Genomic DNA, 14,890 nt, shown 5'->3' on the forward strand with positions numbered 1-14,890 from the left:
CACCACCTGATACAGTCTTTTGCGCCGGGCGAAACCACGCCGGAGCAGGCCCACGAGATTGGCCGGCAGCTTGCGGATGAAGTGCTGCAAGGAAAATATCCCTATGTGCTGACAACGCACATTGACAAAGGGCACGTCCACAACCACATCATCTTTTGCGCTGTGGACATGGTGAATCAGCGCAAATATGTTTCTAACCGGCAGAGCTATGCCTACATCCGGCGCACCAGTGACCGGCTGTGTAAGGAACATGGCCTGTCCGTGGTAATGCCCGGCCTAGACAGAGGCAAGAGCTATGCCGAGTGGGACGCACACCGCAAGGGTACGAGCTGGAAGGCGAAGCTGAAAGCTGCCATAGATGCAGCCATCCCGCAGGCCAAGGATTTTGACGATTTTCTGCGGCTCCTGCAGGAGCAGGGCTATGAGGTCAAGCGGGGCAAGTATGTTTCGTTCCGTGCGCCCGGACAGGAACGCTTCACCCGCTGCAAAACGCTGGGAGAAGCCTATACCGAGGAAGCCATCACCGAGCGCATCAAAGGACGGTTCGTGGAGCGGAAGCCCAAAGAAAACCGCAAAATTTCTCTGCGGATTGATTTGGAAAACAGCACCAAGGCCCAGCAGTCTGCGGGGTATGAGAAGTGGGCAAAGCTCCACAATCTAAAACAGGCAGCCCGGACACTGAACTTTCTGACGGAGCATGAAATAGACAGCTACCCGGATCTGGAAAATCGTGTGGCCGAGATCACCGCCGCCAGCACCGAAGCTGCCGCTGCGCTGAAAGCGGCCGAACGTCGGCTTGCAGAAATGGCAGTTCTGATAAAGGATGCCACTACCTGTAAGGAGCTGCGCCCATTGGTGCAGGAGTACCAGCGGACCGCTGACAAAAAGCAGTTCCGACGCAGGCACGAAGGGACCCTGATTCTCTATGAGGCCGCAGCCAAGGCCCTGAAAGAGCAGGGCTTCCCAAAACTGCCTGACCTCTACGCCCTGAAAGCCGAGTATAAGCTATTGGCCGAGCAGAAAGACCAGCTGCAACGACAGTACACCGAAGCCAAACGCCAGATGCAGGAGTATGGCATCATCAAGCAGAATGTGGACGGTGTTCTGTTCTCGAATCATAGGCAGGAGAGGGACAAGACCCTGTGAGCATTGCTTGACAATGACGCATTACTTTTAACCAAAATAATGTGCGACTGTCAATTCACTGTTGACGAACACACATTATTTCTCTATAATATAATGTGTGAATATCAAGTGAGGTGATAGCATGAACAACATGGGCAAAGTAAAAAAAATGGTGCAGTCTGCCCCCAATGGCATCATTACGGCCGCACAGCTGACGAAAGCCGGCTTACATCGGGGCTATCTGCATGATTTTGTCGAGAGCGGGGAACTATACCGTTTCGGGCGCGGCCTGTATGTACAGAGCAGTGCATGGGAAGATGATTTTTACCTGTTGCAGCGGAAGTATAGTCGCGGCATCTATTCACATGATACTGCTCTCTATCTGCTGGGCTATTCTGACCGCACTCCGGCAAGGTACACTATGACCTTTCCCAAGGGTTACAACGCACTGTCTTTGAAGCAGGAAGATTTGATCGTCAAGCGTGCTATTCCAGAAAATTATGACTTTGGTATTATTGAAATCCAATCACCATCCGGCAATCCCATTCGTGTTTACGATTTGGAACGGACGCTGTGCGACATCCTGCGCGGCAGCGGAAGCGATATTCAAATTGTTGGTGCAGCCATGAAGCGTTACGCCGCATCCAAAGACAAAGACATTCACAAATTGATGCAGTACGCAGAACGACTTCGTGTGAAGCCAAAGGTTCTGCGCTACATGGAGATTTTATTATGATTACAAAAAATCCGATGCAGTTAAAAGCCTATATTAAAAAGAAAGCAGCCGAGAAGCATATTTCCGCGCAACTTGTGATGCAGAACTATATGCTGGAAAGACTGCTGGAACGCATTTCGCTTTCACCGTATAAGCATAACTTTATCATCAAAGGCGGCTTTCTGGTGTCGGCTATCGTTGGTCTGGACACACGGGCCACTATGGATTTGGACACGACCATCAAGGGCTTTACGCTGACCCATGAAGCCATCCTTTCCATTTTCAAAGATGTGTGTGCAGTCCAGATTGACGATGATGTACAGTTTGAAGTTGTGGGCGTTGCGGACATCCGGGAAACAGACGATTACCCCGGAATCCGGGTATCGCTGAAAGCCAACTACCCACCGATCAGCGTTCCGCTGACGGTGGATGTCACCACTGGCGATATGATAACGCCCCGCGAGATCGAGTACACCTTTTCAATGCTGTTCGATGACCGCACAATCAGCGTTCTGGCCTACAATCTCGAAACAGTTCTGGCCGAAAAGCTGGAAACCGTACTGTCCCGCAATATTGCAAACACCCGTCCGAGAGATTACTATGACATCTATATTCTATATGCCCTGCGCGGAGCCGAGTGCGATAAGGCAACGCTGCGGCGGGCACTGGAACGGACAACGGAAAAACGCGGCAGTTCTAAAATCTTAACGCAGTACTCGGAGATTATGCAGGAAATCCGGGATAGCGATACACTCCGCAGACAGTGGAACAAGTATGGCATGGAATATGACTATGCAAAGGATATTTCTTTTGATGATACCTGCAATGCGATTCAAAGAATCATGAATGAAAGCATACTATAAACTCTAATAAAGGTTGTTTTTCAAGCCGGGAGAATTTGATTTTGGGTAGAAAGAGGTTATATCATGATTATTGATACTATCCTTGAAAATTGCGATGAAAGGCATAATTGTAAATCTAATAATCGGTGTGATGACTGCTCGTATGGACAATTTTGTCCTGGTGATTGTGCAAAATGTTTGGAGTACATTCATTATCCAAGTCATGCAGAAACTAATGCGCCAAAAAGGAAATATGACTGTACACACATGGCGGATTTCTATATGTGTAAGTATTCATATCGATATACATCCGAAATTATATATGCACTCGAATGGATGCCCTCTTTATCGAGTGAAAAGAATCTGAAGGTCCTGTCGTTTGGCTGTGGCCCTTGTACTGATTTATTTGCGATTGACTATCTTCGCGTTTCAGGGAAACTGTGCTATCAAATACTAGATTACCGCGGTGTTGATAACAGTAGAGATGTATGGAACTTTATTCACAACGATATAAAATCGTTTGATAATAATCAAATCCGAATTAGTTTTCATTACCGTGATATGTGTGAAGTTATAGACAACATCTCACAGGGGAGATGGCGGCCAAATCTTATCGTGTTTCAATATGTTTTTTCTGACATGAATAAACATACTGATCATTGCCGTATCGAAGAATTCATTGATAAATTTTCCAGTTATTATAATGAAAAATGTGAAGCGGGAACGTACATTATCATTAACGACATCAATTTGAATAATTCAAGAGGTGGAGGTCGAGATTACTTTGAAAAATTACACCAAAAATTAGTCGGAGTGCATTGTGTAAGAGGGCATTTTTTTAAAGAAAGTGCATATCCTTATGGAATAGAATTCAAAGAAAATAAGAATCTATTTGACTTGTCACCTCTGAAAGACTATAACCCTTTTAATACTTGTGCAAGTGCACAGATGCTTATAAGGAAGGATTAAAAGTCATGGTAATAAGTGCTAGTCGGCGGACTGATATTCCCACTTACTATTCAGAATGGTTTTTTAATCGGCTTCGAGATGAATATGTTTTGGTTCGTAATCCTATGAATATTCATCAAATTGGGAGAATCAATTTATCTCCAAATGTAGTTGATGGAATAGTTCTATGGACAAAAAATCCGATGCCAATGTTCAAACGACTTTCAGAGCTTGAAAAATATAATTATTATTTTCAGTTTACTTTGAATGCCTATAACAAAGATGTTGAACCTAACATTCCCTCGAAAAATGATATTATAATACCTGCATTTCAAAGACTTTCAAGAGAAATTGGAAAAGAGCGTGTAGTATGGAGATATGACCCTATTTTTTTCAATGAGCACTATACAATGGAATACCATTGTAAGTATTTCAACCTTTTGGCATCAAGACTGGAAGATTACACTGAAAAATGTACAGTGAGTTTCTTGGATTTGTACCGGAATACAGCCCGAAATACTCAACCATTAAACCTTCAAAAGGAAACCATACAACAGCAAATTGAACTCATCCAGCGCTTTTCAGAAATAGCAGGTGAACACGGACTTTATATAGATACTTGTGCAGAAGCAACTGATTTCAAACGTTTTGGGGTTGAGCATGCACATTGCATTGATAAAAATCGCCTTGAAAGGTTGGGACACTACAATTTATGTGTTGAAAAAGACCCGAATCAACGACTTGAATGTGGTTGCATTGCCAGTATAGACATTGGCGCATATAATACTTGTAAAAATGGCTGTTTATATTGCTATGCTAATTATAGTTTGAAAACAGTTGATAAGAATTTTCATCAGCACAATCCTAATTCTCCACTTCTTTTTGGCGAAATAGGGCCAGACGATATAATAAAAGAGCGAAAGGTTAAATCGTGTAAACAATGCCAGATTTCCCTTTTCGATCTTTAATACAAATAAAAACGCCGGACACAGCAGCCGCAAGGCCACCGTGTCCGGCTATTTCTGCGTTGACAATGACACATTACTTTGATTGAAAATAATGTGCGATTGTCAAGCTGGCGGTATTATTCACCCGTAAAATCAAACCTCTGTCCGTCAAAGTCTGCATCGGTCATGCGCTCCAACTTCGCAATGGTGCCTTTTGTCAGTTGCCGCATTTCAGTGTCCATATCCGGCCGGGCGGCCAGCATCCGCGCCATCGTCCGGCGGCGGTCAGAAGTGTGGTACATACAGATCAAATTTTCTTCTTCCACGCTGAAATTCATGGTCAGACCTCCATTTCGTGCTGTTTGCTGCGGGCCGCTGCCTTTTTGGGGCTGGCGGCCTGTTTTGTTTCGGAAAGCTGCTTGCGGACAGAAGCACGGGGTTTGCGAATGTTCTTACCTCGGTTCTCGTTTTTGTCAACTAGCGCGTAGATGCCAAAACGGTCTTTCACGCTGGACAGGTGCAGGGACTTGTACGGCAGCATGGCAAGCAGCTGGTCCGTGTCCCGGCTGGATGCCAGCTTGGTGAAATAAGGCGATACCTCCACCATAAAATGATTCTTGTCTGGGCTGTTGGGAGCAGCCAGCCGCTTCATATCGGTTGCAATGCGCTGAGCCTCGGCCTCGATCAGCCCAGTGTGCAGTTCCGCAAGATGTTCTTTGAAATCACCGGGCCGTGCCGGTTCCCGGCTGCGCTGCTCCTGCCGGATGGCCGCTTGCAGAAGTTTCGGGTCACGGGGCTGCATTTCATACCGCACGAACTCTCCGAAATATTTGTCCGGGCGGCTGTCGAAATGCTCTTTCGGGCCAATCTCCCGCATCCCGCTTTCGTAGATCAGACGGTTGGCACCCACGGGCAGGGCGGCTTCCCGGATATGCTGGAAATGCTGCTGGTAGTCCAGTTCATACAGATTGCCTTGCACGGTTCCGTTGGCCGCACCGGTCAACTCCACTGCATAGGCAAGAATCCTGTCATGGGTCTGTTCACCGCAAAATTTCCATGTATTGTAGGCTTGGGTATCTTTGAGCAACACATCCCGTTCCCGGAAGCAGAATGTTCCAGAAGGCCGGGACAGCCACAACAACAGCTTATCCTCCGGCTGGTCGCTGCGGGCGGCCTCCCGCAGCATCTTGATGTCATAGGCAAAATCGCTCTGATAGTATGCGGTGTTCTGGTGCATAATGGCTTCCAGCGCAGCGATCACATCCATATTTTCAAATTTTTGCACGGCTTATACCTCCAATTCCTTTGTCTTTTCCCGTGGCGGCGTTTGCTTGCTCTGTTCCTTTTTCACGGCATCCAGCTGTGCCCGGATAGACGGCTTTTTCGGTTTAGCTGCGCGGGACTTTTTGGCTTTCGGTGCCTTTTCCTCGGCCTTGACTGCGGCGGCAAGGTCCGTCAGAGAGATTTGTTCTCCGGCCTTTGCTTTGGCTTCCAACTCACCTAAAGAGGGCGCATTGTTCAGCACACCGTCAATCATGTTTTCGTTTTGTTCGGTGGAAAGTTCTGCGGTGCGCAGCGGGTTTTCCCGCAAGAACTCTGGCACCTGCTGAAAGCCCACACTATCGCAGTAGTGAGCGGTATTTTGTCCGTTCTGGTGCAGCACTACCACATCCGAAACGGACAGCGAGTGTCCTTTGAAATCTGCCGGATGGTCCACATTGAATGTACGGTAGATGTCCTCCAATGTGGTACCCGCAGCCAGCGGCGCGGCGTATACTTCCGTATAGTTGGCCTTGTCCACGGTCCGGCCAGCGGCCTGCAGGCGGTCGTAGGGCTCAAAACGGTAATCGCGGGTGGAATCTTCATTGCGCAGCTGGTAGATGCCGTCACGCCGGTTCCGGCGGTACCCGCCATTACTGTGCAGGACTGCAGGCCGGTTATCAAGAGCAGAGCCAGCAGACCGAACACCGCCACGATCAGAATGGTTTTCCAGTTCCGGGCCGCAAATTCGGCTACCCGTTCGCCGCCCTCGGCCGCCAGCTTTGTTACCCGGAAACCGTTCTCTGCGGTGGCGGCTGCACCCTGCGCGGCGGCTTGTCCGGCCTGCCGTGCAGCTTTGGCATACTGCTGTTTGATACGCCGTTTCTGCCACATCCGGGAAATGGGGTTGCTGGCCACCTGTGCAATTTGCGGATTGTCCCGCAAGGATTTCTGGTAAAAGTATTCTGCATTGGCAGACATGAGCTGACGCTCTGCCCTTTCCACGGCCTTGTAGGGTTTCATCTTGTGGTGCCGGATGCCGCTGCGGATGGCTTTGGCGGTCTGATGCTCCACCAGTTCTTCACCCTTGTGGCCACCCTCCACACCCACATTTTCGTGTTCGACTTCATGGATTTTTCCGTGAGCGAACAGCAATGCTTCCGATAGCGGGCGGCTGGCCGGGTTTGGTTTCAGGCTGGGTGGGCCTTTGTCCTGCTGCTCAAAACGCAGGGTGGATTTTGCCTTGCCGCTAACAGCATCGTAGACTTTTCCCTTGACCGGGACGCGCTTTTTCGGCAGAGCGGCGCGGGCTGAATCCAGCTTGTCAGCCTTTGCTTCCGCCTTTTGGATATGGTGCTTAGTGGAACAAACTTTTCTTCGGTCAAGTATTCAAGGGAGATTTCCCGTTTCCACCTCGCTGCCAGCATACGGGCCGCGTCAAAGGACGCATGGCGAATAACAATCCGGCAATAGGTATCATGGGTATAGCGGATATGTTCTTGATAGGCTTCGTATTCAGTCATGGAAAATCCCCCTTTCTTCGATTATGGGAAAGGGCGGCAGCACTTTTTGCTGTCGCCCCTTGATTACCCACCAGCAAGGACAGTCGGGGCTGTCAACGGTGGGCGTAGCCCATTTACTTGCCATTGACTGGCTCGGCTGGGTTTGCTATAAATTGCACTCACTATGGATTAACAGAACGCCTAAAAATAACCCATGTGCTTATGAAGTAACAAATCAATAAAAGTAGCAAAATTCCCACGGTTGCCACAATCTGTAACATCAATGCAGTGAATCCAATATAGGCTGAAATTTCTGCTGATATGGTTTGGATAAAGTAAGCTATTACAACAGCAGCTACAATAATTGCTGTGATAATTGGAAGCCCAAACCAAACACTTAATTGTTGCAAGATAAGTTTTCCGATATGCTTTTCTTCCACCCCCAATTTTCGGAGTACAGAGAAACGATACTTATATTGTCCTGCGTCTAAAAGCTGTTGCAGGGAAAGTACCGTAAGACATATAACCATCAGTACGACAGCACCATAAATCATTGCAGTCTGTAAAATAAAGTTATTTGCTATGGAACTATTGATTTGCAGTGTGCTAAAACGCACGCCATAAATAGCCCCGGTTTCTGCCTGCTCGGGATATTTCTCTGTAAAAAGTTTTTCCAGTTTCCTTGCATTTTCATAGGAGATATTTTCCGTTGTTGTAATATACCGGTTTTTTATTACTGGCAACAGCTTTTCACAAATATTGTCTGGAAGTACATACAATACATTTGTATAGGAATTGTACGCTGTTTCTCCAATCGGATCCTCATAATAGGACTGCCCGAAAAGAGTCAATTCTCCTGCGTCTGTCATAATGCTGGTGTGTTCTTTCAAAAAGCTATCCCGTTCTTCCTCGGTGGCGATGGCTTTCCATTGTGTTGTAAATTCATCTTCCCCCAGAGAAATCTGTTTGTAACCCAGCATTTCCCGTATAGTGTTATAATCACTCAAAGAAATTGCTACAATCGGAAAATCATATTTCTGTCTGTTGTGAAAATCATCTTTCTCTGACAGATATAGATTGAACGTGCAATCATAAACTGTATCTATTTTGTGCTCTGTCAGAAACTCAGTAATAATTTCATAACTGTCTTGCGGCAGATTTTCTTCTTCATATACGTTATTATATCTTGAATATACCTGCACATCATACATAGAGCGCATATCCAAATAACCTGAAGCCCAGCCCGTCAAAATAGGGGCGGCAATAAACATGAAGATTGCAAGGACAAGGGTTATACAAATCAGCGTCATTGTTTTGCTGGTTGTATTTAGTTTTGATATAATTTGCCCGAAAAAGAACAGGTTTTCTCCCTTGTATCTATGTTCCGGCGATTTTACTTTCCATGCTACAATCAAACCACTGGTAAGATAAATGAAGGCACAAATGAAGAAAAGTAAGTCAATCACAACAAAAAGCAGATATTGATTGAGCGTTCCACCACCTAAAGTCAGATAATATTTATTTGTTAATGCTGCAACACTGGCTGCTATAAAAGCATTCAATACAGAACATATCAGCAAACCAGCAATGAAACATTCTCTTTTTTTCTTTCTAATTATGCAAAATATCGACCACAGCAAAGTAAGCAGCGGAAAAAGAATATTTCCCCAAAACATAAGCTTCACCGGAAACGCAAAGCGGGTGTCATAATAAAACCAGACCTTTTGTATTCCTGTAATCAATCCCCATACGGTAAATACTTCAAAGAGGACTACTACAACAGAAATGAAGCGGCTCTTTTTTAGCTCTGGTTCGTTCTCTTTCTCTGCGGAAAGCATATCAATAATTTTTGTTTTCTGAATGGTACGGGTATTGAAAATTCCTACCACAAAAAAACTTGCCACAAAAAATACCACTGTCAACAAAACGGTATCCGGGAATAATGTCCATGAGATTTCATAAGGCTTTCCATAAGCAGTAAGGAGCATTGCGGTAATGAATTGAGAGCAAAATACACCGCAAAAAATACCAATCAAAATGGAAAACATACCCATAATCAGTGTTTCTGCAAAGAAAATCCTGCCAATGTTTTTTTGTTCCATTCCCATAATGGACTGGACAGCAAACTCTTTTTGCTTCCGTCTTAGCATATAATGATTGACGAACCGTATCAAAAATAACAACAGCAATGTTATCATGCAGATTGCAATTTTCATTCCGTCACTTAATAGAGTAAAATCATACTCGCTGCCTATATCCGGGTTATAATAACTACTGGAAATAGACAAGAACGCATAAAACAAGGTAACACAGATTGTCATTGTGACAATGTAAACCAGATAGTCTTTTACAGACCTCTTTGCATTTCTGAAAACAAGTTTAGCATACATGGCTCTGTCCCCCTCCGATCATGGTAAGGACATTCAGAATTTTATCAAAAAAATCACTTCTGCTGTCGTTGCCCTTGCGCAGTTCCATAAAGATTTCTCCGTCTTTCAAAAAAAGAATACGGCTGGCATAGCTGGCGGTAAAAGCGTCATGGGTTACCATAAGAATTGTCGCCCTAAGCTGTTCATTGATACTTTGAATGGTAGACAGCAGCATTTGTGAGGAATGGCTGTCTAATGCTCCTGTTGGCTCATCTGCCAATAAGAGTTTCGGATTGTTGATAATTGCTCTTGCACAGGCACAACGCTGTTTTTGACCGCCCGATACCTGATAAGGATATTTGTTTAGAATATCGCTGATATTCAGCTTTCCGGCTATATCCAAAATGCGGGGTTCTACACTCCTGGCAGGGACTTTATTGATTGCTAATGCCAATGCAATGTTTTCAGAAATCGTCAGGGTATCCAGCAGATTAAAGTCTTGAAACACAAAGCCAAGATTCTCCCTGCGAAACCGGGCAATGGCCTTGGGCTTTATCTCCGTAACATCCGTTCCTCCCAAATAGATGTGTCCTGCGCTCACGGTGTCAATCGTGGAAATACAGTTGAGCAAAGTCGTCTTTCCAGAGCCGGAAGCGCCCATAATGCCCAGAAATTCACCAGCTTCCACAGAAAAGCTAATGTCTTTAATGGCTTTGGTAATATTCCCTTCATTGCCATAATATTTCTGGATATGTTCCAGTTTCAAAATCGTATTCATCTGATAAACCTCCTTAACTGTTCCATATCTTTATTGTAAATGGAGTTTCTAATTTTTTGTATCAAGTTTTCTTACACAGTTCTTACAAAAATGTAAGAAGTGCAGAACCTATCAGCCCTGCACTCCGATAATAAAATCATTCATTTGAAAGGTAAGTGAAATCGTTGTTCCTTTGTTTTCGGAATAAGCAGTAAGTCCTATTCCCAGTTTATCACATAGACGCTTGCAAAGATATAATCCAATTCCAGTAGAATTTTTCCCGATTCGCCCATTCTGACCTGTAAATCCTTTTTCAAAAATGCGGGGTAAATCACTTTTAGGAATACCTATCCCGTTGTCACGGATAGATAGCACAATCCCGTCATTTGTTTCTGTCGCCCCAAAGTGCAAAATAGGCTGCTCTGCATGGTATTTGATTGCATTACCGATAATCTGATTTAAGATGAACCGCACCCATTTTTCATCAGTGTAAACTTTTGTTTCTATATCGTCTATCTGAATCGTCATATTGCTTTGACGCAAAAGATACTTATTATCTGCGATTGCACTATGCACAACATCACATAAATTGACCTCACGAATAGAATAGTCTTTTTCAGCATGTTCACTTCGGGCATAGTAAAGGGCCTGTTCTGTATATTGGTTGATATTCTCTAACTCTGCCAATACCTCTCTGGAAAAGGGAGAACGGTTATTCTCACACAACAACTTCATAGCTGTAATTGGTGTTTTTACTTCATGTATCCATTGTTCAATGTATTCTTTGTATTCCCTGCGTTCCCTCTGCACTTCGCCAATCCGTTCCAACATGGATTTTTCAGCCATTTTCATAATTTGATAAAAAACTTGTTCGTCAGCCTTTTCCGGCACTTTCATGATTTCTGGAAGTAAATATCGTTCGTCTAATTGCTCCGCCATACCAAGCAACTTATTCAGATACTTTTTTCGTGAGAAATAAAAAGTCAGCAAAGATAAAACAAGGACAATCAACCAGATAGCAAGGATAAACAAGACTGTTTGGATTGGATTATCGCTTACAATCAAGAACAAGGCAAGGGCAAGCATACCCAGCAGATTGATTAAAATGACGGAGAGTTGATTTTTTAGATATTGTTTTCCACTCATAATGTATATCCCTGCCTGTGTTTTGTTTTAATGAAATCTACAAGGCCGATTGTCGCCAGTTTGTCGCGAATACGGGTCATATTGACACTTAGGGCATTATCATCAACATAAAGCTGATTGTCCCAAAGAAAATCCACAATATCATTTCTGGAACAGATTTTTCCGGCATTCTTAAAAAGGTAGTAGAGGATTTTCAATTCATTCTTTGTCAATTCTGCTTTCTGTCCTTTGTACTCTATCATACTACTCTCCAAATGTAGGGTAGCTTCTTTCCACATATAAATTTCTGTTTGCGGGGAACGGTAGGCTTTCTTTAACAATGCCGCAATTTTAGCAAGAAGAATAGCGGGATTATAAGGCTTTGTGATAAAAGCATCTCCACCCAGCATAATGCTGTTCAGTTCGTCCATATCTGTATTGCTGCTTGTTACAAATACAATCGGAATATCTGAAAAGGTGCGAATTTGAGAGCATATTTCAAAACCGTTATTACCCGGAAGTTTTATATCCAGAATAACCAGATGTGGCGCAGCTTCTTTTAACTGCTCTATTGTTCGGGAAAAATCCGTAACTGCAAATACTTCATATCCATTCCCAGACAAAAGAGTTTTAAGCTGTGTTTGTATCGTGAAATCATCTTCAATGATTAGTATTTTTTCCTTCATAGAGATACCTCCCTGATACTTTATTATACTGCATCAGAGAGGTTTTCTCAATCCATATTGAAGAATAGTAACGGAATAATGGGCGATTGTCTATCAAATTTTTGTGTGTTACTTTACCGCACATGAGCATTGCTGCCGGGATTATCCTGTCCATAACCCTCCAACAGGTTGATGCCGCCCCAGACACACAGGGCACCGCCCAGACCGACCACGATGGTCTGCAAAGTATCAACTGCGCTGTTGAAAAATTCCATAAGGTCCTCACTTTCTGCCGCTTGTTCTGCGGCACTCAAAATAAAAATTATTCGGCTGAATTTTCGTCCGGCAGGTCGATTTCGTACAGGTCAAAACTTTCGTCCTGTGCGACCACCTGATGCCGCTTCCGGCGCAGGGTGGATAAGAACCTGTCCACATCAAAGGTGTTTTTCTTGTCCGCGTCCGCAAGGTATTTGTAGTGCGGGTGCTTGGTGATGTCGAACTTCTCCGAGAAGAACGGCCTCACGCCCCGCAGCTGCAAAATACATTTGCCGCCGTCCATGATTGCGATTTCGTCCTCTGACATCAACGCCTTTCCTAATTTTTGATAGTTCAGTCCGTGGGAGGTTTGAGAACCCCGGTTTTCGCTGGTGTTGAAACTGTCGATGGTCTCTTTCCCCAGCGCATCGGAGATCTCTTTGGCATTTTTACCCCGCCCACTCAAAAAGAGAACAGAATCGCAGTTGTCCGAAATGATATCGGCCGCATCTTTGTAGATAGCTTTCAGCTGCGACTGGCTCTGCAAGATGATGGATGCCGAGATTTCCCGGCTGCGGATGGTGGCAATCAGCTTGTCGAAGTTGGGAATCTGCCCGATGTTGGCAAACTCGTCCAGAATCAGCCGCACATGGACAGGCAGCCGACCGCCGTATTTATCATCTGCACGGTCACACAGCAGGTTGATAAGCTGGCTTTGGAGCATGGCAAGAATGAAGTTGAAGGTGGTGTCCGTGTCGCTCATAATCAAAAACAGCACGGTCTTTTCATCCCCGATGGTGTCCAGTTCCATTTCATCGTTCTCCATCAGCTCCCGCACCTCCCGGATGTCAAATGGGGCTAAACGGGCACCGCAGCTTATCAGGATGGAGGAACGGGTCTTGCCCGCCGACAGCAAAAACTTTTTGTACTGCCGGACGGCGAAGTGGTCCGGGTCTTTTTGTTCCAGCCGCTCAAACATGAGGTCCACTGGGCTTTGAAACTCCGGGTCATCTTCACGGGCTTCACTGGCGTTTATCATTTCCAGCAGGGTGGTAAAGTTCATTTCTTCTGCCGGGGCCTCGTACCAGATGTAGCCAATGAGTGCGGTGTAGAACAGCCGTTCCGACTTCACCCAAAAATCTTCCGCCGATTTTTCACCCTCGCCCTTGGTGTTGGCGATAAGAGTATTCACCAGCTTCAGCACATCCTTTTCCGAGTGGATGTAAACAAACGGGTTGTACTTCATGGACTTGGAAAAGTTTATCGTGTTCAGGATTTTCACCCGGTAGCCTGCCCGCTGGAACATTTGGCCCGTTTCCAGAACCAGAGTCTCTTTCGGGTCTGTGACCACGAATGAGGTGGGATAGTCGGAAGTGGGAAAGCATTGCATGAGGTTGGGCTTCACATAGAAGCGGGTCTTGCCGCTGCCGGAGCCGCCGATTACCAGCACATTCTTGTTCCGGGCCGTCTTGGGGTCTTTGGGCCGCCCGGTCATGGTCAGGCGTTCGGTCTGGGTCAGCAGGATGTTGTTTTCAAACTTGGGGTCGATGTAGGGGGCAATATCCTTGGCGGTGCCCCACCGGGCAGAGCCGTATTCTTCACCCTTGCGGTACTTCTTGGCGTTCTTGCCCTTGCTGTACACAATGAGACGGACAGCCACCGCCCCAACAACGCCCACACACAGGTCAAACGGGTGCAGGCTGGGCAGCGGGCTTGCAAAGGCGGCGGAGATGCCGCTCGTTAGGTGCAGCAGCTTGGCCGAAGCATCCGCGCCCGCCGACAGACGGTACGTCTGCCCGCATTTGGCAAACAGGTACACGAACAGCAGATATGGCAGATTCAGCACCAGCAGTTTTTTTAGTTCAGGCTTCATCGTTCCAGCCCCCTTTGCTTGATTTTTTCTTTGGCGTGTTTCGGTTGCTGGGCCGCTTTCTGCTTAGCCACCGCCAGCACTTTGCGGATGGAGGGCCGCTGCTCCTTGGAGAGTGTTTTGGCCGTGAACTCCAGGAACGCCTGTTCCAGATTGTCCGCATCCTTGGCCTTGAAGATCACGATGTAGTGGGGCGGCTGGGTGGTCTTGTCCTTGCGTAAGGTAAAGTCCACGCCGTACTTCTTGGCGCAGGGCTTGAACGCCCCGATGTTCGCTTCCGTGACTTCAATGTTGGTCAGGGCCGCGCCGTGGGCTTTCAGCTGTTTCAGGCTTTGCTTGCCGTGGTGCAGCTTTGGCCCCTTGGCCCGGTGCTGCAAATATTTTTTCAGGGCAGCTTGCAACGCTTGGGCGGTGAGCTTGCCCGTTTTCATGGACAGGGCAATAGTTTTCTGGGTGACTTCTTCCTGCAATATGAATCCCTCCTTGTTGCAGAAAATTCAGAGCGGCAGC

Annotated in this window: 15 protein-coding genes and 1 pseudogene; 5 read left to right on the forward strand and 11 right to left on the reverse strand. The window is 46.0% G+C overall.

Annotation, left to right across the window (positions count from 1 at the left end):
• From QZL71_RS06925 to QZL71_RS06945, 5 genes are all read left to right on the forward strand, one after another.
• On the forward strand, window positions 1-1,146 hold a 1,146-nt coding region (locus QZL71_RS06925; RefSeq protein WP_294648347.1), incomplete at its 5' end, for a relaxase/mobilization nuclease domain-containing protein.
• A gap of 121 nt (window positions 1,147-1,267) precedes the next feature.
• Window positions 1,268-1,861: a type IV toxin-antitoxin system AbiEi family antitoxin domain-containing protein gene (locus tag QZL71_RS06930; RefSeq protein WP_294648348.1), complete on the forward strand. Its 594-nt coding sequence runs from the start codon at window positions 1,268-1,270 to the stop codon at window positions 1,859-1,861.
• Complete coding sequence (locus tag QZL71_RS06935) at window positions 1,858-2,703, forward strand: nucleotidyl transferase AbiEii/AbiGii toxin family protein (RefSeq protein ID WP_294648349.1); 846 nt, start codon at window positions 1,858-1,860, stop codon at window positions 2,701-2,703. Before QZL71_RS06930 ends, QZL71_RS06935 begins: the two co-directional genes overlap by 4 nt.
• Window positions 2,704-2,766: 63 nt before the next feature.
• Window positions 2,767-3,651, forward strand: coding sequence for a hypothetical protein (locus QZL71_RS06940; RefSeq protein WP_294648350.1), 885 nt, complete (start codon window positions 2,767-2,769; stop codon window positions 3,649-3,651).
• A 5-nt stretch (window positions 3,652-3,656) separates the two neighbouring features.
• Window positions 3,657-4,598, forward strand: coding sequence for a DUF1848 domain-containing protein (locus QZL71_RS06945; protein WP_294648351.1), 942 nt, complete (start codon window positions 3,657-3,659; stop codon window positions 4,596-4,598).
• 116 nt (window positions 4,599-4,714) lie between these two features.
• On the opposite strand, the gene QZL71_RS06950 is transcribed toward QZL71_RS06945, so the two are convergent.
• The 11 genes and pseudogenes from QZL71_RS06950 to QZL71_RS07000 form a co-directional block, all read right to left on the reverse strand.
• Complete coding sequence (locus QZL71_RS06950; protein ID WP_055186549.1) at window positions 4,715-4,915, reverse strand: transposon-transfer assisting family protein; 201 nt, start codon at window positions 4,913-4,915, stop codon at window positions 4,715-4,717.
• A 2-nt stretch (window positions 4,916-4,917) separates the two neighbouring features.
• Entirely contained in the window at window positions 4,918-5,844 is a 927-nt protein-coding gene (locus QZL71_RS06955; protein ID WP_294648373.1) for a hypothetical protein, read from the reverse strand.
• Window positions 5,845-5,865: 21 nt separating this feature from the next.
• Window positions 5,866-6,459: pseudogene (locus QZL71_RS06960) on the reverse strand (YodL domain-containing protein); the annotation flags it as partial.
• A 568-nt stretch (window positions 6,460-7,027) separates the two neighbouring features.
• Window positions 7,028-7,360: a hypothetical protein gene (locus QZL71_RS06965; protein ID WP_294648352.1), complete on the reverse strand. Its 333-nt coding sequence runs from the start codon at window positions 7,358-7,360 to the stop codon at window positions 7,028-7,030.
• Window positions 7,361-7,521: 161 nt separating this feature from the next.
• Entirely contained in the window at window positions 7,522-9,729 is a 2,208-nt protein-coding gene (locus QZL71_RS06970; RefSeq protein ID WP_294648353.1) for an FtsX-like permease family protein, read from the reverse strand.
• The gene (locus QZL71_RS06975) at window positions 9,719-10,486 is read right to left on the reverse strand and encodes an ABC transporter ATP-binding protein (RefSeq protein ID WP_294648354.1); all 768 of its coding nucleotides are present in this window, start codon (window positions 10,484-10,486) and stop codon (window positions 9,719-9,721) included. The genes QZL71_RS06970 and QZL71_RS06975 overlap by 11 nt, the downstream gene beginning before the upstream one ends.
• Window positions 10,487-10,597: 111 nt before the next feature.
• Window positions 10,598-11,611: a sensor histidine kinase gene (locus QZL71_RS06980; RefSeq protein ID WP_294648355.1), complete on the reverse strand. Its 1,014-nt coding sequence runs from the start codon at window positions 11,609-11,611 to the stop codon at window positions 10,598-10,600.
• Entirely contained in the window at window positions 11,608-12,276 is a 669-nt protein-coding gene (locus tag QZL71_RS06985) for a response regulator transcription factor (protein ID WP_294648356.1), read from the reverse strand. Before QZL71_RS06985 ends, QZL71_RS06980 begins: the two co-directional genes overlap by 4 nt.
• Before the next feature lie 113 nt (window positions 12,277-12,389).
• Window positions 12,390-12,530, reverse strand: a complete 141-nt coding sequence (locus tag QZL71_RS06990; RefSeq protein ID WP_044960906.1) for a Maff2 family mobile element protein — start codon at window positions 12,528-12,530, stop codon at window positions 12,390-12,392.
• Window positions 12,531-12,577: 47 nt separating this feature from the next.
• Window positions 12,578-14,383, reverse strand: coding sequence for a VirD4-like conjugal transfer protein, CD1115 family (locus QZL71_RS06995; protein WP_294648357.1), 1,806 nt, complete (start codon window positions 14,381-14,383; stop codon window positions 12,578-12,580).
• On the reverse strand, window positions 14,380-14,850 hold the full coding sequence (locus tag QZL71_RS07000) for a PcfB family protein (protein WP_294648358.1): 471 nt from the start codon (window positions 14,848-14,850) through the stop codon (window positions 14,380-14,382). The genes QZL71_RS06995 and QZL71_RS07000 overlap by 4 nt, the downstream gene beginning before the upstream one ends.
• Window positions 14,851-14,890 lie beyond the last annotated feature (40 nt).

The sequence above is a fragment of the uncultured Faecalibacterium sp. genome (assembly GCF_900066275.1).
In the GTDB taxonomy this organism is placed as follows: domain Bacteria; phylum Bacillota; class Clostridia; order Oscillospirales; family Ruminococcaceae; genus Faecalibacterium; species Faecalibacterium taiwanense.

Bases quoted from the DNA above. Each gene is read 5' to 3' on its own strand.
- QZL71_RS06930 (WP_294648348.1), top strand. From the start codon at position 1,268: ATGAACAACATGGGCAAAGTAAAAAAAATGGTGCAGTCTGCCCCCAAT.
- QZL71_RS06935 (WP_294648349.1), top strand. From the start codon at position 1,858: ATGATTACAAAAAATCCGATGCAGTTAAAAGCCTATATTAAAAAGAAA.
- QZL71_RS06940 (WP_294648350.1), top strand. From the start codon at position 2,767: ATGATTATTGATACTATCCTTGAAAATTGCGATGAAAGGCATAATTGT.
- QZL71_RS06945 (WP_294648351.1), top strand. From the start codon at position 3,657: ATGGTAATAAGTGCTAGTCGGCGGACTGATATTCCCACTTACTATTCA.
- QZL71_RS06950 (WP_055186549.1), bottom strand. From the start codon at position 4,915: ATGAATTTCAGCGTGGAAGAAGAAAATTTGATCTGTATGTACCACACT.
- QZL71_RS06955 (WP_294648373.1), bottom strand. From the start codon at position 5,844: ATGGATGTGATCGCTGCGCTGGAAGCCATTATGCACCAGAACACCGCA.
- QZL71_RS06965 (WP_294648352.1), bottom strand. From the start codon at position 7,360: ATGACTGAATACGAAGCCTATCAAGAACATATCCGCTATACCCATGAT.
- QZL71_RS06970 (WP_294648353.1), bottom strand. From the start codon at position 9,729: ATGTATGCTAAACTTGTTTTCAGAAATGCAAAGAGGTCTGTAAAAGAC.
- QZL71_RS06975 (WP_294648354.1), bottom strand. From the start codon at position 10,486: ATGAATACGATTTTGAAACTGGAACATATCCAGAAATATTATGGCAAT.
- QZL71_RS06980 (WP_294648355.1), bottom strand. From the start codon at position 11,611: ATGAGTGGAAAACAATATCTAAAAAATCAACTCTCCGTCATTTTAATC.
- QZL71_RS06985 (WP_294648356.1), bottom strand. From the start codon at position 12,276: ATGAAGGAAAAAATACTAATCATTGAAGATGATTTCACGATACAAACA.
- QZL71_RS06990 (WP_044960906.1), bottom strand. From the start codon at position 12,530: ATGGAATTTTTCAACAGCGCAGTTGATACTTTGCAGACCATCGTGGTC.
- QZL71_RS06995 (WP_294648357.1), bottom strand. From the start codon at position 14,383: ATGAAGCCTGAACTAAAAAAACTGCTGGTGCTGAATCTGCCATATCTG.